Source organism: Lentilactobacillus parabuchneri DSM 5707 = NBRC 107865 (genome assembly GCF_001435315.1).
GTDB lineage: Bacteria > Bacillota > Bacilli > Lactobacillales > Lactobacillaceae > Lentilactobacillus > Lentilactobacillus parabuchneri.
Genome location: NZ_AZGK01000005.1, coordinates 74,887 through 100,794, shown reverse-complemented (window position 1 = coordinate 100,794; position 25,908 = coordinate 74,887). Strand labels below are relative to the sequence as shown.

The 25,908-nt window shown below is 42.9% G+C and carries 28 protein-coding genes and 1 other RNA gene; 8 read left to right on the top strand and 21 right to left on the bottom strand.

Annotated features, from left to right (window positions below; all coding sequences use genetic code 11):
• Window position 1: 1 nt before the first annotated feature.
• Both FC51_RS06645 and FC51_RS06640 read left to right on the top strand, forming a co-directional pair.
• Entirely contained in the window at window positions 2-400 is a 399-nt protein-coding gene (locus tag FC51_RS06645; protein ID WP_225363643.1) for a TetR/AcrR family transcriptional regulator, read from the top strand.
• Window position 401: 1 nt separating this feature from the next.
• Entirely contained in the window at window positions 402-986 is a 585-nt protein-coding gene (locus tag FC51_RS06640; RefSeq protein ID WP_057910262.1) for an NAD(P)H-dependent oxidoreductase, read from the top strand.
• A 57-nt stretch (window positions 987-1,043) separates the two neighbouring features.
• Here FC51_RS06640 and FC51_RS06635 read toward each other — a convergent pair whose 3' ends face one another.
• Window positions 1,044-2,135, bottom strand: a complete 1,092-nt coding sequence (locus FC51_RS06635) for a glycosyltransferase family 4 protein (RefSeq protein ID WP_057910263.1) — start codon at window positions 2,133-2,135, stop codon at window positions 1,044-1,046.
• A 261-nt stretch (window positions 2,136-2,396) separates the two neighbouring features.
• Here FC51_RS06635 and FC51_RS06630 point away from each other — a divergent pair, with 261 nt between their 5' ends.
• Window positions 2,397-2,840, top strand: a complete 444-nt coding sequence (locus tag FC51_RS06630; RefSeq protein WP_057910264.1) for a CidA/LrgA family protein — start codon at window positions 2,397-2,399, stop codon at window positions 2,838-2,840.
• Between the two features lie 18 nt (window positions 2,841-2,858).
• Window positions 2,859-3,611, top strand: coding sequence for an antiholin-like protein LrgB (gene lrgB, locus FC51_RS06625; protein WP_057910265.1), 753 nt, complete (start codon window positions 2,859-2,861; stop codon window positions 3,609-3,611).
• Window positions 3,612-4,020: 409 nt separating this feature from the next.
• On the opposite strand, the gene FC51_RS06620 is transcribed toward lrgB, so the two are convergent.
• The 4 genes from FC51_RS06620 to FC51_RS06605 form a co-directional block, all read right to left on the bottom strand.
• The gene (locus tag FC51_RS06620) at window positions 4,021-5,862 is read right to left on the bottom strand and encodes an APC family permease (RefSeq protein ID WP_057910266.1); all 1,842 of its coding nucleotides are present in this window, start codon (window positions 5,860-5,862) and stop codon (window positions 4,021-4,023) included.
• A 241-nt stretch (window positions 5,863-6,103) separates the two neighbouring features.
• Window positions 6,104-7,726 (bottom strand): chaperonin GroEL, encoded by a 1,623-nt coding sequence (groL, locus tag FC51_RS06615; protein WP_057910267.1) that lies wholly within the window; start codon window positions 7,724-7,726, stop codon window positions 6,104-6,106.
• A gap of 97 nt (window positions 7,727-7,823) precedes the next feature.
• Window positions 7,824-8,108, bottom strand: coding sequence for a co-chaperone GroES (gene groES, locus FC51_RS06610; RefSeq protein WP_171031872.1), 285 nt, complete (start codon window positions 8,106-8,108; stop codon window positions 7,824-7,826).
• A 277-nt stretch (window positions 8,109-8,385) separates the two neighbouring features.
• The gene (locus tag FC51_RS06605; RefSeq protein ID WP_057910269.1) at window positions 8,386-9,018 is read right to left on the bottom strand and encodes a redox-sensing transcriptional repressor Rex; all 633 of its coding nucleotides are present in this window, start codon (window positions 9,016-9,018) and stop codon (window positions 8,386-8,388) included.
• Between the two features lie 185 nt (window positions 9,019-9,203).
• On the opposite strand from FC51_RS06605, the gene abc-f reads away from it, so the two are divergent.
• Window positions 9,204-11,159, top strand: a complete 1,956-nt coding sequence (gene abc-f / locus FC51_RS06600) for a ribosomal protection-like ABC-F family protein (RefSeq protein ID WP_171031871.1) — start codon at window positions 9,204-9,206, stop codon at window positions 11,157-11,159.
• Window positions 11,160-11,298: 139 nt separating this feature from the next.
• Here abc-f and tsaD read toward each other — a convergent pair whose 3' ends face one another.
• From tsaD to FC51_RS06525, 16 genes are all read right to left on the bottom strand, one after another.
• Window positions 11,299-12,339: a tRNA (adenosine(37)-N6)-threonylcarbamoyltransferase complex transferase subunit TsaD gene (gene tsaD, locus FC51_RS06595; protein WP_057910271.1), complete on the bottom strand. Its 1,041-nt coding sequence runs from the start codon at window positions 12,337-12,339 to the stop codon at window positions 11,299-11,301.
• A gap of 20 nt (window positions 12,340-12,359) precedes the next feature.
• Window positions 12,360-12,935, bottom strand: a complete 576-nt coding sequence (rimI, locus tag FC51_RS06590; protein ID WP_057910336.1) for a ribosomal protein S18-alanine N-acetyltransferase — start codon at window positions 12,933-12,935, stop codon at window positions 12,360-12,362.
• Entirely contained in the window at window positions 12,919-13,641 is a 723-nt protein-coding gene (gene tsaB, locus FC51_RS06585; protein WP_057910272.1) for a tRNA (adenosine(37)-N6)-threonylcarbamoyltransferase complex dimerization subunit type 1 TsaB, read from the bottom strand. Before tsaB ends, rimI begins: the two co-directional genes overlap by 17 nt.
• A gap of 2 nt (window positions 13,642-13,643) precedes the next feature.
• On the bottom strand, window positions 13,644-14,417 hold the full coding sequence (locus FC51_RS06580; protein ID WP_057910273.1) for an acyl-ACP thioesterase domain-containing protein: 774 nt from the start codon (window positions 14,415-14,417) through the stop codon (window positions 13,644-13,646).
• Window positions 14,418-14,432: 15 nt separating this feature from the next.
• Window positions 14,433-15,308, bottom strand: a complete 876-nt coding sequence (rsmI, locus tag FC51_RS06575) for a 16S rRNA (cytidine(1402)-2'-O)-methyltransferase (protein ID WP_057910337.1) — start codon at window positions 15,306-15,308, stop codon at window positions 14,433-14,435.
• A 10-nt stretch (window positions 15,309-15,318) separates the two neighbouring features.
• The gene (locus FC51_RS06570; RefSeq protein ID WP_057910274.1) at window positions 15,319-15,651 is read right to left on the bottom strand and encodes a DNA replication initiation control protein YabA; all 333 of its coding nucleotides are present in this window, start codon (window positions 15,649-15,651) and stop codon (window positions 15,319-15,321) included.
• A 7-nt stretch (window positions 15,652-15,658) separates the two neighbouring features.
• A complete protein-coding gene (gene holB / locus FC51_RS06565) occupies window positions 15,659-16,684 on the bottom strand; it encodes a DNA polymerase III subunit delta' (protein ID WP_057910275.1) in 1,026 nt (341 codons plus the stop codon).
• Between the two features lie 11 nt (window positions 16,685-16,695).
• A complete protein-coding gene (locus FC51_RS06560) occupies window positions 16,696-17,022 on the bottom strand; it encodes a cyclic-di-AMP receptor (RefSeq protein WP_057910276.1) in 327 nt (108 codons plus the stop codon).
• A gap of 2 nt (window positions 17,023-17,024) precedes the next feature.
• A complete protein-coding gene (tmk, locus tag FC51_RS06555) occupies window positions 17,025-17,675 on the bottom strand; it encodes a dTMP kinase (protein WP_057910277.1) in 651 nt (216 codons plus the stop codon).
• Between the two features lie 80 nt (window positions 17,676-17,755).
• Complete coding sequence (locus tag FC51_RS06550) at window positions 17,756-18,022, bottom strand: YaaL family protein (RefSeq protein ID WP_057910278.1); 267 nt, start codon at window positions 18,020-18,022, stop codon at window positions 17,756-17,758.
• Window positions 18,023-18,052: 30 nt separating this feature from the next.
• On the bottom strand, window positions 18,053-18,652 hold the full coding sequence (recR, locus tag FC51_RS06545) for a recombination mediator RecR (RefSeq protein WP_057910279.1): 600 nt from the start codon (window positions 18,650-18,652) through the stop codon (window positions 18,053-18,055).
• 22 nt (window positions 18,653-18,674) lie between these two features.
• Window positions 18,675-18,986, bottom strand: coding sequence for a YbaB/EbfC family nucleoid-associated protein (locus FC51_RS06540; RefSeq protein WP_057910280.1), 312 nt, complete (start codon window positions 18,984-18,986; stop codon window positions 18,675-18,677).
• Window positions 18,987-19,015: 29 nt separating this feature from the next.
• Window positions 19,016-20,809, bottom strand: coding sequence for a DNA polymerase III subunit gamma/tau (gene dnaX / locus FC51_RS06535; protein ID WP_057910281.1), 1,794 nt, complete (start codon window positions 20,807-20,809; stop codon window positions 19,016-19,018).
• Window positions 20,810-20,989: 180 nt separating this feature from the next.
• An RNA gene (gene ffs, locus FC51_RS12110) (signal recognition particle sRNA small type) lies at window positions 20,990-21,076 on the bottom strand.
• Between the two features lie 28 nt (window positions 21,077-21,104).
• Window positions 21,105-21,590 carry a tRNA adenosine(34) deaminase TadA gene (gene tadA / locus FC51_RS06530; protein WP_057910282.1) on the bottom strand — a complete coding sequence of 162 codons (486 nt, stop codon included), beginning with the start codon at window positions 21,588-21,590 and terminating at the stop codon, window positions 21,105-21,107.
• Between the two features lie 9 nt (window positions 21,591-21,599).
• On the bottom strand, window positions 21,600-22,211 hold the full coding sequence (locus FC51_RS06525; RefSeq protein ID WP_057911243.1) for a class I SAM-dependent methyltransferase: 612 nt from the start codon (window positions 22,209-22,211) through the stop codon (window positions 21,600-21,602).
• 158 nt (window positions 22,212-22,369) lie between these two features.
• On the opposite strand from FC51_RS06525, the gene nrdH reads away from it, so the two are divergent.
• From nrdH to nrdF, 3 genes are all read left to right on the top strand, one after another.
• Window positions 22,370-22,600: a glutaredoxin-like protein NrdH gene (nrdH, locus tag FC51_RS06520; RefSeq protein WP_057910284.1), complete on the top strand. Its 231-nt coding sequence runs from the start codon at window positions 22,370-22,372 to the stop codon at window positions 22,598-22,600.
• A 103-nt stretch (window positions 22,601-22,703) separates the two neighbouring features.
• Window positions 22,704-24,869 (top strand): class 1b ribonucleoside-diphosphate reductase subunit alpha, encoded by a 2,166-nt coding sequence (nrdE, locus tag FC51_RS06515; protein WP_057910285.1) that lies wholly within the window; start codon window positions 22,704-22,706, stop codon window positions 24,867-24,869.
• Between the two features lie 11 nt (window positions 24,870-24,880).
• Window positions 24,881-25,837, top strand: a complete 957-nt coding sequence (gene nrdF, locus FC51_RS06510) for a class 1b ribonucleoside-diphosphate reductase subunit beta (RefSeq protein ID WP_057910286.1) — start codon at window positions 24,881-24,883, stop codon at window positions 25,835-25,837.
• The last annotated feature ends 71 nt before the right edge of the window (window positions 25,838-25,908 follow it).

The window sequence follows — 25,908 nt, the reverse complement described above, 5'->3', positions numbered from 1 at the left end:
TGTGGCAGAAATTGTTTCGAAAAGATTTTCTGAGAATGCCGAACGACAACTATCGCAAGTACAAGGAGATGCACTGGACGAGTTAGTTACTCTGGGCGAATTCATCATTTCTGAAATAGAATCCGATCCAAATCTTACAGACTTTTTATTATTTAATCCAAGCATCATTCCTGTTTACTTAATTGAATCGAATATTGATACGTTTGAGTTACTAAAACTCACTCACCACATTATCGCAAAGCTTGTTAAGCAGCGTGATCTCTCTCAAACGGAAAATGAATTATTCGTCAAGGTTTGGGCATTTATTCAAGGTTATGGCTCACTTATTTCAAGGGGCGCCGTTAAATACGACCGCCATTTATTATTGACAGCTGCTACTCAATTGATTGGAGAAAAATGAAATGTCAAACACATTAATTATTTATTGCCACCCATACGAAAAAAGTTTTAATCACGCTATCGTGGAATCGGTCATCAATAATCTTGAGCTACATCATACAGATTGGACAATGATTGATCTTTATAAAGAAGCATTCAATCCTACATACAATGAAGAAGAGCTCCGCTTGTTTCACGACGGAAAATCCCACGATCCCCACGTGTTAAAATATCTGGAAGATTTACAAAAAGCAGATAAGCTTATTTTCGTAACACCAATTTGGTGGAACAGCATTCCAGGAATGTTGAAAGGTTTTATTGATAAAGTCATGAAGGAAGGCCCGGGTTTATCACACACTGTGACTAAAACGGGCGTTAAGGGGAACCTAACCAATATTAAACAGGCGTATGTGCTGACAACATCGACTTCACCAACGTTTTATTTTCGCTTCTTTTGTGGAAATGGGATCAACAGAATTTTTATTCGCCAAACATTACGACAACTGGGCATCAAAAAATCTAAATGGGTGAATTTCGGAGGTATCTCTACTTCTAAAAATTCAAAACGAACTGCTTATCTCGACCAATTAACTAAAATCAATTTTTGATTGAGAACAAAAAACTGCGTAGACAAAATACAACTTGTCTACGCAGCTTTTTAAGTTTTAATGATTATTTTTACTCGTCGTATCCTTAACAAGCTTCTTGATGCCGTTTAACAAGGGCTGGCGGTCCTCACCCACCAGACCGATGGTTTCAACAAACAGCTCCAATCCGATTAAAACCGCAACCGTCAGCAGAATTGATCCCCACAACGTTGAGATTGGGTATAACAATGAGATAAACGAAAAAATCAACGCAATCCCGTAAATCACCAAAACGGTTTGACGATGTGTCAGGCCAATTTGCATGAGTCGGTGGTGCAGATGACGTTTATCAGCATGCGTGATCGGTTCCTTGTTTAAAAGTCGCCTGAAAATGGCAAAAACCGTATCGGTAATCGGAACGCCCAAAATCATAACAGGAATCAATAATGTAATGAAAGTGGCGTTTTTTAGACCGAACAGTGAGAAAACAGACATCATAAAGCCAATAAACAAGGCGCCGGTATCACCAAGATAAATGCGTGCCGGGAAGAAGTTGTATGGCAGAAAGCCGATACAAGCCGCAACCAGCGTGAAAATCATGATGGCGACGAAAATATTGCCGACATTCAAGAAGAACATGGCGGTAATTCCCATAGTCGTCAAAGCAATAATCGCAACCCCGGTGGCCAACCCATCCAACCCATCAATCAAATTGACGGCATTGGTAATTGCCAAAATCCAAATCCAAGTAATGGGTAGGCTCATCCAACCGAGGTGAATCGTGATAAACGGCAACGTAATGCTGGTCATTTTAACGCCGGCAGTAAAATAAACCCACAGAGCCGCGATCGAAATCCCAAGGACCTTTTGACGGGGCTTCAAAACAAAAATATCGTCAATAATCCCCGTCAAAATAATAATTGTCTCACCACCGTATATCCCCCAGAGGACCTTCGTCGGAAATTGTCCGCGCAAAAGAATCATGGTTGTAAAGGTGTAGGCAATAAAAATGGCCAACCCACCAATCGTTGGCATTGGAATTTTATTCACTCGTCGTTTGTTTGGCCGATCTTCAGCACCAACAGCAAAAGCAAGTTTCCGGATAAATGGGGTTAGGACTGCAGAAATAATCATGGTAGCAAATAGTGACACAATGATCTCGAATTTCAAAACTGTAACCTCACTTATTTCCTTCCAAATCAATATTAATTCAATTATACAAATGACAAATCATAAAAACAAGGTTCTACTTTTTCACAATCTGAATAAGCTTACTTATTTAATTACACCGGCCCAATTGTGTCAATTTTCACATTTCACAAAATTGCTAGCGTTTTCAATTGTCATCCTTCACAAAAACATTTATACTAGGAGTTGTAAGACAACAGCTTTAATTATTTTATAATTCACAAACGGAAGGAGTTTTTTACTATGGCTGACAAATCAAATACTACACAAGCCGAAACAAAGGATGCCCCAATCTTAGTTCAAATGGGTATCTTCGCCGGCGTATTGTTTGTTTCCAGTTTAATTTCACCATTGTTTCCACCAACATTTCCAGTCCCAACACCAGTTATTGGGTTAGTTCTACTTTATCTTCTCTTAACTTTCCACATTGTTAAGGTTGAATGGGTTGATAAATTTGCAACCTTTATGATCGGAATGATTGCATTTCTGTTCGTACCGTCAGGAATTCAATTAACCGCATCACTTGATATTATGAAGGCTCAAGGTGTACAGCTTATTGTTGCTATTATTATTTCAACGGTTGTCTTACTTGTCGTTATTGCTTACACCACATCATTCTTCATTTGGATCCGAAAGACTGTTTTCCACGGCGATATTTCCGTCAGTGAAACGGTTGACAAAAAATAAAGGAAAGGGTGAATATATATGTCTGCTACGCAAACAACCATTATTACGTATCTAGGGACACCAATTTTTGGTATCTGCTTGTCACTTGTTGTTTTCTTGTTTGGCCAATGGCTGTTCAAGATTGGTAAGGGATTCTTCTTATTCCAACCACTGTTTGTTGGTATGGTATTAGGAATCTTTATTCTCTGGTTGATGGCTAAGATGTTTGGCGTCGATGTTACTTGGTTCTACACCAACGCATACAAACCAGGTGGAGATATCATCTTCTGGTTCTTAAACCCAGCAACAATTGCGTTTGCCGTTCCTCTGTACAAGCGTAACGATATTGTTAAACGATTCTGGCTTGAAATTCTGCTATCATTAATTATTGGATTGTTCATTTCACTGTTCATTATCTACGGTGTTTCAAAACTCCTTGGTTTGGACAACAACGGAATCGCTTCAATGCTTCCACAAGCTGCTACGACAGCTATTGCAATGCCTATCTCTGGTGCTATCGGAGGTACTCCTGCTATCACTGCCATGGCATGTATCCTCAATGCCGTCTTGATTTACGCTTTGGCAACATGGCTGATCAAGATCTTCCACTTGACTGAACCTATTGGCCAAGGTCTTGGATTAGGTACTGCCGGACACACGGTTGGTTCAGCAAAGGCCATTCAATTGAGTTCTGTATCTGGTGCGATGGCCGCTATCGCCGTTGTTATCATTTCAATTGTTGTTGATATTGTTGTTCCAACATTTGCTAACTTAATGGGAATTGTTCATTAATTATTTCAAATAAAAAGGTTGCTCATTTGAGCAGCCTTTTTATTTTTCACAAAATTCCCCTCACCTTCATAAGGGAATTGAACCGTCTTACAGGGCGATGTAACCTAAGAAGGCAACATGGGCAACACCCCTTGACCAAAAGCGACTAAAGCGCGCTTATGAGCGATTAATGGGGATACTGGAAAGCCCACGTACAAACTAAGGGGCTGTGACAAAACTAACGTTTTGCCAACAGCCCCTTGCTTTTTCAATTTTATATAGCCAGAACGTGTGCCAAAAGGCCGCTTCCGTAGCATAACCCGCCTTTTGGCACACTCCCTTTTTAGCCTGAATGTAACTCAACTGAATCGGGCACCAAATAACAGCTCTCAAAGTATGAGCGGTATGTCCCCGCAGGCTTTAATCCCAACTACTCACGCAGGTGGTAGTTATAAGTTGAAATAATAATATTTTGTCTTGAATTTAAAATCGTTCGCAAGCGTAGACTGGTTTGGTTATGCAAGACGTTCTCCCAACGGTGACGAGGCACGAATTGTGGTACCAAGACCGTGGTTGAATAATTCCGATCAGCCGCACGCTTAGCAATCACATCACAGAATCGTAAGGTTGGTTGGGCGATGGATCGATAAGACGAATGGATATCCACGAATCGGACGTCTGGGAATTCCTTCTTAAATTGCTCAGAGGTCTTATGTTCCTTCTCGGGATTGGAATCAAACGAGACGTGCATTGCGATAACGTAATCACCAATTGACTGGGCATAGCTGATAGCATTCGCCGTCACCCGGGTCACCCCGCTAACCAGTACAATCACAGTCGCCCCATCAAAATGATGGGTAGCAGTAATCTCAGTTTCGTCTTCGACCACCCGGAGCTGCTCAGCAACTCGAACATAGTGATGGTGAATCTTGTAGAAAATTTGTAACAAAATCGGCATTACGATTAGATAAGGCCAAACATTGGGGAATCTTAACAGGAACAAACAAGTAACCAAAGCTAAGGAAATAAAGGCCCCAATAAAGTTGATCACTGATTTGATTTGCCAATTTTTCCCTCGGTTTCGATACCAATGAATAATCATCCCTGATTGCGACAGCGTAAATGGAATGAAAACACCGACCGCATAAAGTGGAATCAGTGAGTTCGTCCGACCACCAAAAATGCCAATCAAGACCATCGCACCAATTGCCAAGGAGATAATACCGTTGGAGTAACCCAACCGGTCCCCTTTATCCAAGTAAGCGTGGGGCAAGAACTTATCCTTCGCTAAATTATACGCCAAAATTGGAAAGGCTGAAAATCCGGTATTGGCAGCGACTGCCAAAATCATCGCGGTGGACAGCTGAAGAATATAGTAAACAATGCCGTGGCCAAACACATTCACACCAATTTGTGAAAGAACCGTTTCATGACTGTTAGGCACAATCCCCATGTAGTAACTAAGAAATGTAATCCCACCAAAGAAGCAAGCTAAGATGGTGGCCATGATCGCCAATGTTGCAGAGGCGTTCTTGCTCTTTGGTTTGTTGAAGTTAGGAACAGCATTACTAATCGCTTCAACACCGGTCAATGATGAAGAACCGGATGAGAAAGCCCTAAAGAACAGCACCAACGTCATCCCTTCAACGGGCGCACCAATATGCGCAGCCGCGTGATAGGCAATGTTGCCAGTGACGATATTGTAGCCACCGTATACGATCATCCCAATGATCATGATGATAAATAAATAAACAGGCAGCGTCAAAAATGAAGCGGATTCTCGAATTCCCCGAAGATTAAGCAACATAATAGCAACAACAATAAGACAGGAAATCAAGACTTGGTGCGAATACAATGACGGGATAGCCGAGGTAATCGCCTCGGTCGCAGATGTGGTTGAAACGGCAACGGTCAACATATAGTCAACCAGTAGTGACCCGCCGGCAACCAGTCCGGCCTGCTGTCCCCAATTGGTGCTGGCAACAACGTAAGCACCTCCACCAGACGGATAAGCATGAATAATTTGTTGGTATGACAACGTAATTGCAGCCAATAATACCAACACAAGTGCGGCAACCCAAATTTGGTACATCAACGCTGCTGCAGACAGCGTAATCAAAATGGTTGTAATCTGCTCAGTACCATATGCAACTGACGAGAGCGCATCGGAAGACAGTAATGCCAGTGCCTTAAATTTGGTTAAGGATTGACCACCTTCATCAGTGGTTTTTAACGGCTTCCCAATTAACAGCCGTTTAAGATATCGCCACATAAATAGTTACTCCTTTTTCAATAATCTACCATTCTTGTGAACCATAAAATGATAGTCCTTCTTGAGATTAAAAACAAGTCTTGATATGTACGCCCAAATGAGTTTAGAACTGAAACTCATTTGAAAGCCAAAAAATATGACATTTACCAGACAAATTTTGATTCAAAATAAGCACCAATCCTCATTAGGACTGATGCTTATTTTACAATACTTTAATCATAAATGGTTATTTTATGCTAAATTACATGCCCATTCCTGGTTGTGGCATTGGAGCAGCTGGTGTGTCCGGCTTAGGTTCGTCGGCAACAACAGCTTCCGTTGTCAACAACAAAGCAGAAACGGATGCGGCATTTTGAAGTGCTGAACGGGTAACCTTGGTAGGATCAACGATTCCATCGTCAATCATATCTTCAAATTTGCCGTTAGCAGCGTTATAGCCGATTCCAGGCTTTTCATCCTTGAGCTTTTCAACGATGACAGAGCCTTCAACACCGGCATTTTCAGCGATTTGACGAACTGGCTCTTCGAGGGCACGAAGGACGATTCTGATACCAGTTTCTTCATCACCGCCAGCTTCGGCATCCAACTTGGCGATTTCTGGAATGACGTTAATCAAGGCAGTTCCACCACCGGGTACGAAGCCTTCTTCAACGGCCGCACGGGTAGCGTTCAAAGCATCTTCAATCCGATACTTCTTTTCCTTCAATTCAGTTTCAGTTGCGGCACCAACACGAACAACGGCAACCCCACCTGATAACTTAGCTAAACGTTCCTTTAACTTGTCACGGTCAAAGTCTGAAGTCGTCTTTTCGATTTGTGTCTTAATTTCAGCAACACGGTTGGCAATTTCATCATTTGAACCTGAACCGTCAACGATGGTAGTTGAATCCTTCGTAACGTTAACCTTGTTAGCTTGACCTAATTGTTCAAGGGTTGCGTCCTTCAAGTTCAAGCCAAGGTCATCGGTGATCAAGGTTGCACCAGTCAAAATGGCGATATCTTGTAATTGATCCTTACGACGGTCACCAAAGCCAGGGGCCTTAACAGCAACAACGTTGAAGGTTCCACGCATCTTGTTCAAAACAAGTGTTGGCAATGCTTCGCCACCAATGTCATCGGCAATAATCAGAAGTGAACGACCTTGTTCAACAATCTTTTGCAGCAATGGCAAAATGTCTTGAATGTTGGTGATCTTCTTATCAGTTACCAAGATGTATGGATTGTCCAAGTTAGCTTCCATCTTGTCGTTGTCGGTTACCATGTATTGTGACATGTAGCCACGGTCGAATTGCATTCCTTCAACAACGTCCAAGCTGGTATCAACACCACGTGATTCTTCAATGGTAATGACACCATCATGGCCAACCTTTTCCATTGCGTCGGCAATCAACTTACCAACTTCAGTGTTGGCAGATGAAATTGATGCAATTTGTGCAATATCATCCTTGGTCTTAACATCGTGTGACATCTTGTGAAGGGCATCAACGGCAGCCTTGGTTGCTTTTTCAATCCCGCGACGAATACCAACTGGGTTGGCACCGGCAGTCACGTTCTTCATACCTTCATTGACGATTGCTTGTGTTAAAACAGTTGCAGTGGTGGTTCCATCACCGGCAACATCATTGGTCTTTGAAGCAACTTCAGAAACCAACTTGGCACCCATGTTTTCAAAATGATCAGGCAATTCAATTGACTTGGCAATTGTGACACCATCATTGGTAATGGTTGGTGTTCCTGCACTTTGTTCCAAAACAACGTTTCGACCCTTTGGTCCAATTGTTGCCTTAACTGTATCTGCTAATTTATCAACGCCTCGAAGCATTGCGCCACGAGCATCTTCAGAAAACTTTACTTGTTTAGCCATTTTAAAATTTCACCTCAAAAAAGTATTTTTGATTATTTTTAAATTGTTATTCGATTCAAATCATTCACTAACGCACAATTATCTTGGTAAAATGAACTTACTCGATAACTGCAACGATGTCTTTTTCATGCAGAACCAGGTAGGACTGATCGTTGTCCTCGATCTCGGTTCCGGCGTACTTATCAAACATAACCCGGTCGCCCTTCTTAACAACTGGCGCTACTTTTTGGCCGTTATCCAAAACGCGGCCATCACCCACGGCAACGACGGTACCAGCTTGTGGCTTTTTCTTTGCATTATCAGCAAGAACAATGCCGCCCACTGATTTTTCTTCTTCTTTTTCTGTTTCGATAATGACGCGATCTCCTAATGGTTTTAACACGTTAGTCCCTCCATTTACAACATTTTTTAGCATCATTAGCACTCGTATGTTAAAAGTGCTAATCACTGTTTATAATATATTATTTTTTCAGACCAATTGCAAGGATTTCTACATATTTTTCAAGATTTTAGTATTGACTAGGCCGGCTTTCACAAATTGACGTAACAGAAAAACCTTGTGACAAAGGCGTTTTAATCGCAGAACTGAAGTCATTCAAAAAAGCCGAGCCAAAAGTTGACACTTTTGGTCCGGCCAATAACATCTATTCATTAAGCTGTTACTTACTGAAATTTTCAATAAAATAAATCAAAGTTTGTAATTCGTTGGTTAAATCGACATTTTGGACTAACACATCATCAGGCACTGACAATCTGATCGGCGTAAAGTTCAAAATTCCCTTCACCCCACCGGCAACGGCATCGTCGGCAATCGATTGGGCAACGCTTGATGGAACGGTCAAAATAATCACTTTAATTTGTTGATCGTGAAGTTGATGCGCCAATTCATCAATTGGATAAACCGGAACGCCGTCTTCAATCGTGTTGACAATTTCATCATCGGTATCAAATGCAGCGGAAATTCGAACGTTGCCATCCTTGTGAAAATTAAAGTTCAACAAGGCGTGGCCCAAGTTCCCAACCCCGATCAAGGCAACGTTGGTCAGATGCTCCTGATTCAAAATCTGCTTGAAAAATGAAAGCAAATTGTCGACATCGTAACCGTAACCTCGTTTGCCCAAAGCACCAAAGTACGAAAAGTCCCGGCGGATTGTAGCTGAATCAACCTGCACCGCCTCAGCTAATTCGGTAGACGAAATTCGTTGCTTGCCTGTATCGTGTAATATATTTAAGTATCTGTAATAAATGGGCAATCGTTTAGCGGTTGCGCGTGGAATATTTTCAGCTGTCAAGAAAATTTCCTCCTATTTGTATTTTGATCATATAACTTTGTGAATTCCTATTTACAACTTATTCTACCATATCTCGACATCTTGTGAAATATATTTCAAATAATACTTACAAAAAATTACTGAAGCATTGAAAATTATGATAGAATTATATGATGTAAGTTACAAAACGAAAGGTGGCCAAACGCTTGATAATCTTACAAGTACAGGATCTCAGTAAACGTTTCAATGGCGAAACAATTTTTTCAAAAGTTAACTTGGCCATTCAAGAAAAAAGTCGCATTGCCTTGGTCGGCCGAAACGGTGCCGGCAAGTCGACCCTGGTCAAAATGATAATCGGTGAACAATCCGTTGACAGCGGCCAAATTGTCACCAAAAAGAATCTGACGATTGGCTACCTTGCCCAGGATACTGGTTTGGACTCCGATAAAAGCATCTATGATGAGATGGCATCGGTTTTTGCCGGTTTAAAAGCACAAGAACACAAGCTCCATGAATTAGAATCACAAATGAGTGCCCCTGATCTGGATACGACCTCTGAAGATTACCAAACGATTTCTTCACAATATGATAATATTCGGGCCGATTTTGAACAACATAACGGATACGGTTACGACGCTGAAATTCGCGGCGTGCTCCATGGCTTTGGTTTTGAGCAGCCCGACTACGATCGGCATATCAACGAATTGTCCGGTGGTCAAAAGACCCAATTGGCGCTGGCTAAGCTCTTGTTGGAAAAGCCTGAGCTCTTAATCTTAGATGAACCGACCAACCACTTGGATGTTGAAACCATCACCTGGCTTGAAGGTTACATTCAAAATTATAGCGGTGCGCTTTTGATTATTTCACATGACCGTTATTTTCTGGACCGGATTGTGAACGAAGTCTACGAAATGTCACAAGGGACCCTCCACCATTTCACTGGGAATTATACCGACTACACCCGAAAAAAGGGCCAGCTAGTCGAACAAGAGTGGAAAGAATACGAAAAACAACAGGCAAAGATTCAGAAGTTACAAACATTTGTCGATAAAAACATCGTCCGGGCATCTACGACAAAACAAGCTCAGGCGAGACGAAAGCAACTCGAAAAAATGGACAAGCTGCAAAAGCCGACCGGTGACGCCAAAAGTGCCCGTTTTTCATTTACGCCGGCTTCCAAGAGCGGCAACAACGTTTTAAACGTCGTAAACGCCGCGGTCGGCTACACCACTGTTCTTTCAGAACCGGTTAATCTCGACGTGAAACGTCACCAAGCGATTGCAATTGTCGGCCCGAACGGGGTGGGAAAATCAACGCTACTTAAAAGTATCTTGGGGATCATTCCATTTTTAAAGGGAACAGCCCAATTTGGCACCGGTGTTGATACCGGGTACTACGATCAAGAGCAGGCCTCCCTACACGATTCCAAAACCGTTTTAAGTGAACTATGGGACGATCATCCAACCACGCCTGAGGGCGACATCAGAAGCATCTTGGGCAGCTTTTTATTTTCGGGTGACGATGTTGCCAAAATGGTTCATGATCTTTCCGGCGGTGAAAAGGCCCGGCTTCTGTTGACGAAGCTGGCAATGCAGCACAATAATTTCCTGATTTTAGATGAACCGACCAATCATTTGGACATCGACAGCCGAGAAGTTTTAGAAAAAGCGTTAAATCAATTTGACGGCACAATTTTGTTTGTTTCCCATGACCGCTACTTCATCAATAAGATTGCCACGTCTGTGGTCGAACTGTCCCGTCAAGGCACAACGCTGTATTTAGGAAATTACGATTATTACGTCGATAAAAAAGCCGAGCAACTTGCGATTAAGGAACATGATGCCCAGAAAAATGCCCCGGAACAGTCACAATCCGAACCGGAGCAAACCACAGACAAGAAGAATTACGTCATCAATAAACAAGTTCAAAAAGAGCACCGCAAGCTTGAAAGAGAAGTGGCGTCGCTCGAAGAACAACTGGATCGTTTAACAAAAGAAAAAGATACAATTGAGACTGAGATGACCAAGCCGGATGTTTTTAACGACTTAGGTAAACTACAGGATCTGCAAACTCAACTTGATGAGACCAATCAAAAAATCGGCGAAACGGAATCAAACTGGGAAGCCGCCAGTTTGAAGCTCGAAAACATGTCTGAAGGCTAGCAGCTCTCGGATCACACCACTCGACTTTCACCTAAAAAATGAGCGTGGGCCAAATATCGGTTAGGTAATATTCAGGCTAAAAAAGAGGTTGGAGCAAAACTTTTAAGTTTTGTCCCGACCTCATTTTTTGTCCATATTTTTATTTAACTTCATCTTTAAGCCAATCAAATTCAAGCCCAGGATCGGCATTGAGCGTTGCGTCCGCCCGCTCACCGTGTCGATAGAGCATTTCCCCAGCTGCCCCAATCATGGCGGCATTATCCCCGCACAATGAGAGTGGTACCAATTCAAGCTTGGTTTGTGGAAAAGCCGCTAAGTCTGACGTGAGTCTGTCGCGCAACCCTTTGTTGGCTGCCACACCACCGGCTAAAATCAATTGCTTAACTGGAAATTCACGTAACGCTCTGACAGTTTTATCCGACAAAACATCTACAACTGCTTGTTGGAAGCTGGCGGCGAGATCTTCTTTGCTCAGTGATTCGTTGAGTTGATCTGCATGGTGAACCGTGTTAATAAACGCACTCTTCAAGCCACTAAAACTAAAATCGAAGTTCTCGTCGGAGTCCATTGCCCGAGGAAAGTTGAAAGTATCCTTGCCCTGATGAGCCAATTCGTCAACCGGCTTGCCGGCGGGATAGTTAATCCCGAGAACCCGACCAATTTTATCGTACGCTTCTCCGGCAGCATCGTCTCTGGTTTCACCAATAATTTCAAATCGATTTTCTTCCGGCATGTAAACCAGCTCAGTGTGTCCCCCGGAAACTACGAGCGCCATGGCCGGAAATTCGATCGGTTCAACTAATCGGGCAGCGTAAATATGTCCCGCCAAGTGATTGACCGGAACTAATGGTAACTGGTGGGCCCAAGCAACCGCTTTGGCAGCCGTCACACCAATCAATAGTGCGCCCACTAGGCCAGGACCGTAAGTAACCGCCACTGCAGATAAGTCGTCGTAGGTGACGTCCGCTTCGGTTAATGCATCCTCAATACAACTCGTAATCTGCTCAATGTGGTGGCGACTGGCAACTTCGGGAACAACCCCGCCGAATCGTTGGTGACTTTTGATTTGTGTCGCAACAATATTTGAAAGAATCTGATTGCCATTTTCGATCACAGCGACTGAAGTTTCGTCACAGCTGGTTTCAAAAGAAAGCACTAAATTTCTTGCCAATAAATTCATCTCATCCCTATTCGTCATTTTTACCCAATCTTAGTAATATCCAAAACCATATTCAAAGCATCTTCGCGATCGTTGAAGTAATAGTCTTTTTTCAGGCCGTTATCCACAAACCCGATGTCTCGGTACAATTTCTGGGCGCGCGTATTGCTGACGCGAACCTCCAAAGTAACTTTACTGTACTGAAGCTGACGGGCTTTTTTAATGATCGTCGTGACCAAAAAGTACCCCAATCCATGATTTTGAAAATTGGGTGCAACAGCAACGTTTGTGATGTGACAATCCTTGGTATGATTATTCAATGAACAGCCGATAAACGCGACCAGCCAATCATTTCGTCGTAAAACCAAGTACAGACGGTCGGTCTTTCGCATCAATTCTGTGCGAAAAGCCCGGTCGTCCCAAGGGGTCTGGCCACCATAAACGGCGCGTTCAATTCCTAAAATCTCAGGAATATCCGGAATCATGGCCTTAGCCAAGAAATATTCAGTTCCGTTAATTTCAACATCGTGATTTTTGATGTCAAGGTAACGTTCACGTAACTGGACTTCCTTATTATAAAATTGCTTACTAAACCAATCCTTAAATTTTTTCAACATAATCATGCGTATCCTCGTTAGGATGTAATTTTTTCCAATCGGCCTCCGCCTTGGTCAATCTCAAGTATCTGGGGACAACCGCATCAACGTTTGTCACCGGCGACTTTGATCGCCCATAGCGACCGAGCTTGGCGGCACTGGGAATTGCTGCTAATGAATCAGCGACGATTAAACGACTATGTAAAACAGACCGCATCCCGTCTTCAAATGAATCCGTGTCACCGGAAATGATAATCGGTTGGTCATAAGAGCTAATTAATTTCAGCCAGTCAGTTAAGTTGATGTGCTGATCTTCAATCACGGACTCAATGACACCATCGTTCCACCGATAAAGGCCGGTGAACATGTTTTGGTTTCGACCATCAAAAATTGGGTTGATCAAAACCCCTTCTTTTTCAATATTAAGGGCCAAATTTAATAGGCTCGAAACCGTCACCAACTCAATGCCAAGCGTTTTAGCGATTGTTTTCCCCGCTGTCACTGCCATGCGAATCCCTGTGTAGGATCCTGGCCCGTCGGCGACGACAACCCGCTGTAAATCCGTTGGCTGCAAATCAGATTTTTGAACCAAGTCTTCAATGACCGGCATCAAAAATTCTGCGTGCTTTCTATGCGTGGTTAACGTCGTTTCCGCTAATAAACGGTCATCTTCCATAACAGCGACGGAAAGTGGCCGATTCGATGTATCAATTGCTAAAATTTTCATGATTAATCGTTACCCTTTGCTTTACTTTCTTTCCAAATGATCGATGCCGTAGCTGAGAGCACATCGTTGGATGTAATGTCGTGCACTGTTTTAATTCTATCATTATCTGAAGAATCGACAACTACCGAACTCGTCACCATGCTTCCATATGTGACTTCATTTTCAAAACGGATATCAATGTTGGCCGGTTCGTGCGCATTTAAAAAGGTCATTGGCAGTGCATCCAACATCCATTCAGGATAACGGGAATTATTGACGTGGCCGTTAAAATCAATGTCACTCCATCTAACCCGATATTGTTTGGCCGTGGCTTGACTTGTTTCTTCAATCTTATCCGGTCGCGGCAGCCGTGGTATTCTGCGGACCTTTTCGGACTGGTACGGGGCAATCACGTCGTCTGCAATCGCCGTAATTTTACGGGCCTTTTCATCCATTAAAACCCAGATGCTTTCGACCTTGACTAATTCGTTCCCAGCTTCGTCATGTAACCAAAACTCTCGATAAGCAAAGTAACGGTTATAAGAGGTTCCCCGAGTCGTCATTTCAACTTTCATGTCTTTTTGCGGCAGCTTGGTAATGTGAATCGAATATGAAGTAACAACCCACCCAATGCCATATTTATCAATCAAATATCGTTGATCAACACCGAGTTTTTCATTTTGGTGTTCAGACGCCAAAATCAAAATGTTAATCAGCATCGGAATCGTAATACGGTTATTAACATCGCATTCATAAAATGGGATGGTGTGGATTTCACTAAAGTGATGGGCTGGCATAGACATTACTTCTTTCTATTTGATGTCGTGGTATTGATTATAAACAACTTGCTTACGTAAATGATGCGCTTTAGCAACCCGCTTAATTGCTTCGTTAACACTCAGATCATTTTGAATATAGAAATCAACCTGCTGGTCAATGGTCATTCCGGCGAGTGGGTCGACAGCCTCAATTTCAGGCTGGTCATTACCTGACACTATAATAACAAATTCCCCACGAACTTCATTGGAATTGGCCCATTCGTTGAGTTCCGAAAGACTCCCGCGAATAAATTCTTCATGCTTTTTGGTCAACTCCCGGCACAGAGCACCCTTTCGAGCAGATCCAAGCTGGCCTTCCAAAGTTTTTAGAGTCTTCTTCAACCGATGTGGCGCTTCATAGAAAATCATTGTTTCGGGCTTGGTGCGCAGTGCATCGAGTTCTTCCCGCTGCTCTTTAGGTTTCCGGGAAAGAAACCCGTAAAAGTAAAATGGCTGGGGCGCAACTCCTGAGGCAATTAACGCCGTGATTCCGGCATTGGCACCAGGAAGTGGCACAACATTGATTTGTTCTTTCACACACGCCATCACCAATTCATGGCCGGGATCACTAATGGACGGCATCCCTGCATCACTCACTTGCGCGATTGTCACGCCCTGCTTTAACTTCTCGATCAATTCCGGAATCCGTTGAGCGGTGTTGTGCTCATGAAAGCTAATCTGTTTGGTTTTAATATCAAAATGATTGAGCAGTTTCTGGGTGTTTCGCGTGTCTTCCGCCGCAATCAAATCGGCTTCCTGAAGTATTTTGACGGCACGAAACGTCATGTCGTCAAGATTCCCGATCGGCGTTGGTACCAGGTATAAAATCCCATATTGAGTTGAAGAATCAAAGCTTCGTTGCGTTTCCAATGTTGACTCCTTAATGACGTTTGCCATAAATAATATCGGTACAGAAAATACAGTCCTCACCGTTTTCCCGACGCTTACCATAATACGAGCTGCATACATGAAAGCCTTGGTTATAAAGCTTTTCTAAGTTCTTTCTCGACTTAGACAGGCGGGGTGAGTTGCTATCCATTTTTTCAGTTATCTGATTAATTCGATCCCGTAGATGCTGATTTTCAATTTCCAGCTCCGCGTTTTTTTCCATCAAGCCGATCAATGATTCATGGAGGTGGGAAAAGTTTGCGGCGTTGGAACTAAGTTGTGTGTCCATTTGTTTTAATTCATCGTATAAGCTCTGACTGTCCACGTTTTTATCACCCTTTAACAAACTCTGACTGACTGATTGTGAGAATCTTTAGCGTCACTGATTCAATGATGTTTTGAAAGTTTACGTTAACGTTCATACTGCTGTTCATATTCAATAATTCGTCGAGCATGGCCAACACCTGGTCGTTGTTCCATTTGGTTGCAGCCTGTTTGGTTTGTTCCAGGATGCCGGGGTACTTAACTTGATCCGCACTCAATGTTTCGTACTTCATTTGTAACACATCATCAAACAAACTAATCATCATTGAGATGACAATCCGTTGTCGTTCTTTATTAGTAATTAATGGCATCAAGGACATTTGAATAAACGGCATGGCCATCGCATCACTCTTTACCAAATAGGTAAACCACTTTTCGAGCAACCGTTGGGTATTTTCAAACCAGTCATCTTTGAGCCATTCGTTGATTTCGTCCATGCTATTGGTGATTGAAATCATCAAATTGACTTCACTGGGCTTAACCCCACTTGATTTTAATTCTTCAACCATCAATTTTTTGCTCAAGCTGGGGAATTCAACCACTTGGGTTCTGGAAATAATCGTTGGCAACACCAAATTCCGGTTCTTACTGATCAGAAACGAGACGACGTTTCCGGTCGGTTCCTCAATAAACTTCAATAAGCTGTTCGCTGCGCCGGTCGTCATTTTTTCAGCTTCGGAAATAATGAAGACCTTTTTGGATCCTTCCATGGCGCTCTTAGTAAATTCACTTTTAACGTGACGGATTTGGTCAACTTTGATACTTAGCCCATCCGGCTTGGTCATGACGACGTCTGGGTGGTCATAATTCATGATTCGTCGGCACTCGGGACATTGACCACACGGCATGCCATTTTGAACATTCGTACAAAAAAGCCGCATGGCAACCCCCATTGCGACTGAAAATTGACCGGCACCGTCTTCACCAGTAAACAAATAGGCGTGAGACAATTCGTTTCGTTTAACCAGATTCATAAACTGCTTAAAAATTGTCGGTTGTTTAGTTTCAGCAACGTTAACAATATTTTGTTCCATAACGTTCCCTTCTAAAACTGCTTAAATGCTTCGATTGGCAAAATCATAACCGTTGCCCCACCAACTTGAACTTCGATTGGAAAAGTGTGTTCAGCGGTATCGCCATTCAGACTCACGGGCGGTGTCATAAATTGCTGTCTTGCTGAACAAGTTTCTTTGATCAACTTCAACGTCAAATCAACTTTATCATCGTCAACCGCAACTAAATAAGTGGTGTTTCCTGCCCGCAAAAAGCTACCGGTAGTTGAAAATCGGGTCGCAATGATGTTATGGGCAACAAAGACCGAACGAAGCTTGTTTGCGTCTTTATCTTGGACAATCGCAATGACTAATTTCATACTTAATCCTCCTTAAAGTATTCGCCGGCAATTTGATGAATAATTGTAATTGTATCATTAACCACCGCATCGATTGGCTGCGTTGCATCGATACTGATAAACCGATCGGCATTTTGATCGCGAATCTTCATGTAACCTTGATGAACCCGCTTATGAAAAGCGGTTGTTTCGACATCCAACCGGTCAATTTTACGACTATCGCGATGCTTGGCGATCCGCTCCAAGCCGACTTCAACGGGAATATCAAAATAAATTGTTTTAAACGGCAATAATTTCTCTGTTGCAAATTCATTCATTCTGGCAACTTGACTCATGCCAATCTGACGTCCCGCACCCTGGTAGGCAACCGAACTGTCAACGTAGCGATCACATAAGACTAATTTATGATCTTTCAGTGCGGGTAAGATGGTTTCGACCAGGTGCTGACGGCGGGCTGCCGCATACAATAACGCTTCGGTCCGATAGTCCATTTCAGTATTATTCCGATCCAAAATCACGCTGCGGATCTCTTCAGAAATTTTGTTGCCCCCCGGCTCTCGGGTGACCAGTAATCGATCACCGAGTTCTTGATCAAACACGGCGATTACTTGGTTCATAACGGACGTTTTCCCCGCACCATCCGGTCCTTCAAACGTGATAAATTTACCATCCAAAACAATTCCCTCAATTCTATGGTTAATTGTACTTTAACTCATTTCGACTGTCTAATGACGTGTTGTTTGATTCCAGCACATTATTCAAAGTTATCGTGATCGTAACTGATCACAGAAGGTTGGATTTGATCGTTTTTGATTTTTCTAATCCGGGCTTCTCTATAGATAAAGAAATACTTTTGTCGTGCCAAGGCAGTCTCTTGTTCCATTTCCATATCGCTATCAGCCACAGCCTCTTGCGTTTGGGAAGCGTGATCCCACTCCTCTTTCAAACTATTGATCAGCTCAAGCAATCGTTGATCGTATTCTTTTTTGACGTTTTGCCGTCTGAATCGATTAAAAAACATGTTGATTGACCACCTCGCTTTTAAATTCGCTTAAATTTCAGTTCTTCCCTGGACCGCTTTAAACAAGGTCATTTCATCGGCGTACTCGATATCAGAGCCAACGGACAGGCCATGGGCCAACCGTGTCACTTTAATGCCGGCCGGCTTAATCAGCTTGCTCAGATACATCGCTGTCGCTTCTCCTTCTGGAGTGGCATTGGTTGCGACGATGACTTCTTTGACGTCTTGATTTTTTTGCAGCCGCTTAATCAAAGAACTAATATTCAAATCTTCCGGGCCCTTACCTTCAATAGGTGATAAAACACCGTGCAGCACGTGATATAGCCCATGGTACTCCTGCACTTTTTCCATAACCATCACGTCTTTGGGCTCTTCAACAACTAAAATCGTTGATTGATCGCGGGTTTTGTCCCGGCAAATATCACAGGGATCCTCATCGGTTAAATTGCCACAAATTGAACAGTAACGTAAATCGTTTTTGGTAGCAACCAATGCTTTGGAGAACTCCTTGACATCATCTTCATTCATATCGACCGTGTAAAATGCCAAGCGGGTCGCGGTCTTGCTGCCAATCCCCGGCAACTTCATGTAACTATCAATTAATTTTGCGATTGGTTCAGGATATTGCATAGTTTCCCCTTTTCAAAAATGCTTACATTCCTGGGATCCCTTTAGTATATTTACCCATTGTATCTTGGGTCGCTTTATCAACCTTGGTAAGACCATCGTTTACGGCAGCCAATACCAAATCGCCCAACATGTCTGGATCATCAGGATCGATGGCTTCAGGCTTAATTTGAATGTCAGTCATCTTCTTGTCACCGCTAAAGGTCACCGTCACCATGTCATCAGGAGAGACACCCTTAAATTCTTGTTGCTTTAAGTTCTCTTGTTCTTGACCGAGTTCCTTTTGCATCTTCTTCATTTGTTTCATCATGTTGTTCATGTTCATACGGTTCATCATAATTGGTTTCCTCCATTAATCGTCATTTATTAATCATTTTTAATATCTAATATGTCTTTGCCAAATAATTCCTCGGCTTTTTTGACAACGGGTTGGGTCTCGGCGTCGTCTGCCGGACGCTCATCAGCGTCATCAGTGGAATCAGGTTTTGGGTCGGCATCATTAGAACCTGCCTTCTTGCCCTTCAGCTGATTGCGATGGTTCGCTAAGTAATCATGCCGAATTTCCGGCCATTGATTTTCAGGGACAAAGACAATTTGGGGTACTTTGCCGACAATTCGATCCAGATTATTTTCCAACGCATCCTTTAAATCCGAATCTCCCTGCGCCTTTTGATACACAAATGGGTATTCAAAGGCGACAATCACGCCGCCTTCGCTGGCAGCCACCGGAGACGATACATGCATCACCGCGCGTTGAGTGACCGACAATGCATTCATCAAATCCGGCCAAATTTCTTTAAATTGATTAAGTTGCTTTCGCGTGGCCTGTCCCAAAATTGGGTAAATCTTTGCCAACTCAATGTGCGTATCCAATGCCGGAGCGCTTGCTTTGGCCGGCTCAGAAACAGCCGGAGTCTCAACCGTCGAACCAGCCTGCTGTTTAAGTGACTCAACTTCAGCTTTGAGCCGATCGACCTCTTGAGTCAACTGTTGGATTTCCACCGTCGTCTCAGGTGACGGTGCCTGCTGATTCGTTGAGTGAACGGCAGCTGGCGCCGAACTAGTTGATTTTGGTTGTTCCAAATGCGTTATTTTGACCGTCAGAACTTCCAAATAGACGTCCGGATTGGCGGTATACCTCAATGAATTTGAAATGGCGTTTAATTCGCTGATCATTTGATAAATTTCCTGATCAGTGATTTTTTGACTCAATTCCTTGAACTGATCGTCAATGACGCCCAATTCCATTTCCTCAACGATACCGGGATCTTGCTGATACAACAAAATATCTTGACAATAACTGGTTAAGTCTTCAATAAATCGGCTGGCATCCTTACCTTCATCCAAAATCTTTTGAATAGTGATCAAGGCGCTTTTGGTGTCCTTAGCCACAACCTGTTGCATGTAAGTTGTCAACAGCTCATTGGTGACGCTGCCAGTAACCAGCAAGGCGTTTTCGTATGTGATCTGATTATCCCCGTAAGACATGGCCTGATCCAGGATACTCAGTGCATCCCGCATCCCGCCTTCAGCCGCCTTTGCAATCAGCTTAAGGGCCTTATCATCATACGCAACCTTTTTTTGGTCCAGAATATATTCCATTCGTGACAGAATATCCTGAGGCTTGATCCGCTTAAAATCAAACTTCTGTGTCCGCGAAATGATGGTTGCCGGGATTTTATGGGGCTCAGTCGTTGCCAAAATAAAAATAACGTTGGTTGGCGGCTCCTCAAGTGTTTTCAGCAATGCATTAAAGGCCCCCGTCGAAAGCATGTGGACTTCATCAATAATGTAAACTTTGTAGTCCGCCTGGGTTGGCGCGTATTTTGCCTTATCCCGAATGTCTCGGATCTCTTCAACACCGTTGTTCGAGGCAGCATCAATTTCAATGACATCATTTAAGCTGCCCTCATTAATCGCCTTGCAAGTCTCACATTCGTTGCAGGGTTCGCCGTCCTTCAAAAAGTGACAGTTCACCGCCTTGGCAAATATTTTGGCTGCAGATGTTTTTCCAGTGCCTCGTGGGCCGGTAAACAAATAAGCATGACTAATTTGTTTAGTAATTAGAGCGTTTTTAAATGTTCGTGTAATAATCGACTGGCCGACAATCTCGTCAAAGCGTTGAGGCCGCCAAACCCGATATAATGCTTGATAGCTCATTACCAAATCCTCCAAAATAAAAATGCCGAATGCAAAAAAGTGTAATTGGAACGTCTAAATAATTATATAGTGAAATTTGTAAGAATGCCAACATAAATCCGAAAACATGTTCCGCTCTTCAATTAAAAAAACTCGCACAAAAAAATACTCCCAGCAGAATCTGCTGAGAGCTTAATTTCTATGTACAAGAGGCACAAGGTTGATGATACTTAGTGCTGCTTCCTTCCGGACCTGACACAGTTCGTAACCCGACCCTTGCCTCAGGGCCTTGCGGCAATATCTATCATAACGTAATTCACTTTGAATTGCCAGAGATATTCTTCCTTTTTTGTCGAGCAGCCCGAAAAAAGGCCTTCATTATCTGTGAGCATTGGTCGCTCAGTAGCCCTTCAATCACATTAACCCGATGATTCAAGCGTGAATCTTCCAGAACCGTATACAGGCTTTTAACAGCTCCGGCCTTGGGATCACGGGCACCAAAACAAACGTTATCGATTCGAGAATTGATGATCGCCCCGGAACACATTAAACACGGCTCAATCGTCACGTAAAGATCGCAATCAACCAGCCGCCAACTATTTAATGCCCCACAGGCTTCTTCAATGGCCATAATTTCTGCGTGGGCGACACCGTCATTTAAATGCTCCCGAAGATTGTGACCACGTCCAATAATGTCACCATTGTGAACCACAACAGCGCCAATTGGAACCTCATCAATTAAAAATGCTTTCTGTGCTTCGACCAAGGCGGCCTTCATATACTGAACGTCTGCTTGAAACATGATTCAACCTCACGATTTCTGAATGCTTTGTAGAATATAGTAACCTTTGTCACGTTTTAAAATTTGGCAATTCCCAAATACTTGCGTCATTAGCTTCTTAGCGGATGGTGCCCCCTGCTTTTTTTGCAGCACAACGGTCAGTGTCCCGTCCAAAACGAGGTGGTCACGGGCACCGGAAATCATCTGTTCAACAACTTGTTTGCCGGCTCGAACTGGTGGATTGGTGATAATTGCGGCATATGAATCACTGACTGCATCATAAATATTACTTTCAAAAATTTTGACGTTGTCAACCTGATTGGCAGCCGCATTCTTCTTGGCCAATGCCAAAGCAACCTCATTAACGTCAACCATGTCGACTTGGCGTTTGGGAAACGCTTTGGCAATCGCAATGCCAATTGGGCCATAACCGGTTCCCATATCAAGGATTTTACCGGCGGGGATCCGGTCATAGTCAACGTAATCAATCAAAACGCGACTGCCATAGTCAACGGTATGTTTAGAAAACACACCGTTGTCAGAAGTAAACACTAAGTTGTTTCCAAGTAACGAAAAGTTCCACGTCAGCGGATTGGATTCAACGTCTGGATTCTTTGAATAGTAAAATGAATTGTCTGTCATAAAAATCTCCTAAGTTGTTTTTGATAATGGTCACCTATATTTGGTGTTTACAATTAGTTTTATCACAATATATTGTGTTTTAATCGTTGCATTTCACGATATTTAGTGTAAACTTGAACCATAAATTAAATTTCAACGAAACAGGGGAAGTGTTAACAATGGCTAAAATCACACTATATTCAAAGAACAACTGCATGCAATGCAAAATGACAAAACGTTATCTTTCAGAACACAATGTGGAGTTCGAAGAGCATAACATTAACGAGCAACCACAATATATTGATTATCTTAAACAACGGGGCTTCATGGCTGTTCCCGTCGTTGATGTTGATGGTAAACAAGCATTTAGCGGTTTTCGACCTGATCAGCTTCACTCGATTGCCGGATAAATCGCCTTTATCCATTCTAACATATTGATTTCAGATTAGCGGGCGAAACCACAAACGGTCTCGCCCCTTTTATTCGCAATTATAAGAAAGCGTGGTACTAAATATGTCACTTCACAACTTGAAAGATGTTACTTATTTCGATTTAAACAACGAAATTAACATCCCAGTCAATGGCCAGATCCCATTACAAAAGGACCAAGAGGCACTTCAAGCCTTTTTGAAAGAAAACGTCGAACCGAATCTCAAACGTTTCGACAGCTTAAAGGACCGCTTCGATTATTTAATCGACAACAATTATTATGAAGCTGACTTCGTTAAGAAATACGATTTTGCCTTCATCGAAAAGTTATACGCCTACTTAAATGATCAAGACTTCCACTTCAAGTCATTCATGGCAGCCTACAAGTTCTATGCCCAGTACGCCTTAAAGAGTAATGACAACGACTCTTACCTGGAAAGCTTTTTGGATCGGGTTGCCGCAAACGCACTGTTCTTTGCGGACGGCGACGAACAATTGGCCATGGACCTTGCTGATGAAATCGTTCATCAACGTTACCAACCGGCAACGCCCAGCTTTTTGAATGCCGGCCGTGAAAATCGTGGCGAATTTGTTTCCTGCTTCTTGATCCAAACCACTGATGACATGAACACCATTGGTCGAACCATCAATTCCGCCCTTCAACTATCCCGTATCGGTGGTGGCGTTGGTATTAATCTTTCCAACCTCCGTGAAGCCGGCGCACCTATCAAACATATTGAAGGCGCCGCATCTGGTGTGGTTCCGGTGATGAAATTATTGGAAGACAGCTTTTCGTACTCAAACCAGTTGGGACAGCGTCAAGGCGCCGGTGTTGTTTATTTATCAGTCTTCCACCCAGATATCATTGACTTCTTAGGTGCCAAGAAAGAAAACGCCGACGAAAAGGTCCGATTGAAGACCCTTTCGTTGGGTGTGACCGTTCCCGACAAGTTCTACGAATTAATTAAGCAGGACGCTGATATGTATCTCTTCAGCCCCTACGACGTAGAACGGGAATATGGCGTGCCATTCTCATATGTGGACATTACTAAGGAATATGATCATTTAGTTGCTAATGACAAGATCTCCAAGAAAAAGATCAAGGCCCGCGACTTGGAAACTGAAATCAGTAAGCTCCAACAAGAATCCGGCTACCCTTACATTATTAATATCGACACGGCCAACCGTGATAATCCGATCGCCGGCCGTATCGTCATGAGTAACTTGTGTTCTGAAATCCTTCAGGTTCAAACGCCATCGACAGTTGATAATCAACAGCACTACATTAAGATGGGCAAGGATATTTCTTGCAACCTGGGTTCAACAAACATTAACAATATGATGGCTGGCGATGATTTCGGTCACTCGGTTGAAAGCATGGTCCGCGCATTAACATTTGTCACTGACCACTCCAACATTGACGTTGTTCCTTCCATCCAAAAGGGTAACAAGGAATCCCATTCCATTGGACTTGGCGGCATGGGCCTGCACAGCTTCTTGGCGAACCATCACATGTATTATGGCTCACCTGAATCAATTGAATTTACCAGCGTTTACTTCATGCTTTTAAACTACTGGAGTTTAGTTGCATCTAACAAGATCGCTAAAGAACGTCAGGAAACGTTTGCCGACTTTGATAAGAGCAAGTATGCGGACGGCACTTATTTCGACAAGTACCTGGAAACATCATTTGCACCGAAATCCGACAAAGTTAAAGCGTTGTTCAAAGACGACTGGATCCCTTCAAAAGAAGACTGGGAAGCACTTAAGAAGTCCGTCATGGAATATGGCCTCTATCACCAAAACCGGCTTGCAGTGGCCCCTAATGGCTCCATTTCTTACATCAATGACACGACTGCCAGTCTTCATCCGATTATCAACCGAATTGAAGAACGTCAGGAGTCAAAAATCGGTAAGATCTATTACCCAGCTCCATACCTTTCAAACGATACAATGCCCTACTACACTTCCGCATACGACATGGACATGCGAAAAGTGATTGACATTTACGCTGCTGCTCAGGAACACATTGATCAGGGAATGGCTTTAACGCTTTTCATGCGATCAACAATTCCAGAAGGCTTGTACGAATGGAAGAACGGCAGAACTGATAAGATGACCACACGGGATCTCAACATTTTGAGAAACTACGCGTACAAAAAAGGCGTCAAATCAATTTATTACATTCGAACTTTCACAGATGACCAGCAAGAAGTTGGTTCTAATGAATGTGAAAGCTGCGTCATTTAAAGGAGAAGAACATGACCGAGAATTATAGTGCAATTAACTGGAATGCCATTGATGATCAAATCGATAAAGCAACCTGGGAAAAGCTGACGGAACAATTTTGGCTTGATACGCGAATTCCGTTATCTAACGATTTATCCGATTGGCGGACGTTTGACGAAGACCATCAGTGGGTAGTTGGCCACGTATTTGGCGGCTTGACGCTGCTTGATACCCTTCAATCCCAAGAAGGAATGGCATCATTAAGAAAAGATGTTCAAACCCAACATGAAACAGCCGTCCTCAATAACATCCAATTTATGGAATCTGTTCATGCTAAAAGTTATTCATCCATTTTCTCAACTCTGAACACCCCTGAACAGATTGACGAGATTTTTGACTGGAGTGACAGTGAAGAATTTCTCCAAAATAAGGCCTTGAAGATTCGTGACATTTACGAAAACGAACCCGATCCACTTAAGAAAAAGGTTGCCAGCGTTTTCTTGGAAACTTTCTTATTCTATTCAGGATTTTATACGCCACTTTGGTACCTGGGTCACAACAAGATTCCTAACGTTGCCGAAATCATCAAATTGATTTTGCGTGATGAATCCGTCCACGGAACCTACATTGGTTACAAGTTCCAAATTGGCTTTAACCAATTGTCAAAGGCAAAGCAAGAGGATATGAAAAACTGGATCTATGACTTCTTGTACAAATTATATGGCAATGAGGAAAAGTACACCCACATTCTGTACGATCAAACCGGTTGGACAGAAGATGTCCTGACATTCATTCGTTATAACGCCAATAAAGCGTTGATGAACCTGGGTCAAGACCCACTGTTCCCAGATACTGCAGAAGACGTTAATCCAGTCGTCATGAACGGTATTTCAACATCAACGGCCAACCATGACTTCTTCTCGCAAGTTGGAAATGGTTACCTGTTAGGAAATGTTGAGTCCATGAATGATAGTGACTACGACATATAAATTCGTTTCACTTTAAAAAAATATTTAAGCGTTCTATCAAAAAAGGCTGCCAGCCAATCCAAAATCAATCG

Coding starts and splice junctions, on each gene's coding strand:
- recR (WP_057910279.1), bottom strand. CDS start 18,652: ATGCAATATCCTGAACCAATCGCAAAATTAATTGATAGTTACATGAAG.
- nrdH (WP_057910284.1), top strand. CDS start 22,370: ATGGCTAAAATCACACTATATTCAAAGAACAACTGCATGCAATGCAAA.
- FC51_RS06580 (WP_057910273.1), bottom strand. CDS start 14,417: ATGCCAGCCCATCACTTTAGTGAAATCCACACCATCCCATTTTATGAA.
- FC51_RS06630 (WP_057910264.1), top strand. CDS start 2,397: ATGGCTGACAAATCAAATACTACACAAGCCGAAACAAAGGATGCCCCA.
- tsaD (WP_057910271.1), bottom strand. CDS start 12,339: ATGAATTTATTGGCAAGAAATTTAGTGCTTTCTTTTGAAACCAGCTGT.
- FC51_RS06620 (WP_057910266.1), bottom strand. CDS start 5,862: ATGTGGCGATATCTTAAACGGCTGTTAATTGGGAAGCCGTTAAAAACC.
- FC51_RS06640 (WP_057910262.1), top strand. CDS start 402: ATGTCAAACACATTAATTATTTATTGCCACCCATACGAAAAAAGTTTT.
- lrgB (WP_057910265.1), top strand. CDS start 2,859: ATGTCTGCTACGCAAACAACCATTATTACGTATCTAGGGACACCAATT.
- holB (WP_057910275.1), bottom strand. CDS start 16,684: ATGGAACAAAATATTGTTAACGTTGCTGAAACTAAACAACCGACAATT.
- tsaB (WP_057910272.1), bottom strand. CDS start 13,641: ATGAAAATTTTAGCAATTGATACATCGAATCGGCCACTTTCCGTCGCT.
- dnaX (WP_057910281.1), bottom strand. CDS start 20,809: ATGAGCTATCAAGCATTATATCGGGTTTGGCGGCCTCAACGCTTTGAC.
- rimI (WP_057910336.1), bottom strand. CDS start 12,935: ATGTTGAAAAAATTTAAGGATTGGTTTAGTAAGCAATTTTATAATAAG.
- FC51_RS06550 (WP_057910278.1), bottom strand. CDS start 18,022: ATGTTTTTTAATCGATTCAGACGGCAAAACGTCAAAAAAGAATACGAT.
- nrdF (WP_057910286.1), top strand. CDS start 24,881: ATGACCGAGAATTATAGTGCAATTAACTGGAATGCCATTGATGATCAA.
- tadA (WP_057910282.1), bottom strand. CDS start 21,590: ATGTTTCAAGCAGACGTTCAGTATATGAAGGCCGCCTTGGTCGAAGCA.
- FC51_RS06560 (WP_057910276.1), bottom strand. CDS start 17,022: ATGAAATTAGTCATTGCGATTGTCCAAGATAAAGACGCAAACAAGCTT.
- FC51_RS06540 (WP_057910280.1), bottom strand. CDS start 18,986: ATGATGAACCGTATGAACATGAACAACATGATGAAACAAATGAAGAAG.
- FC51_RS06525 (WP_057911243.1), bottom strand. CDS start 22,211: ATGACAGACAATTCATTTTACTATTCAAAGAATCCAGACGTTGAATCC.
- nrdE (WP_057910285.1), top strand. CDS start 22,704: ATGTCACTTCACAACTTGAAAGATGTTACTTATTTCGATTTAAACAAC.
- groL (WP_057910267.1), bottom strand. CDS start 7,726: ATGGCTAAACAAGTAAAGTTTTCTGAAGATGCTCGTGGCGCAATGCTT.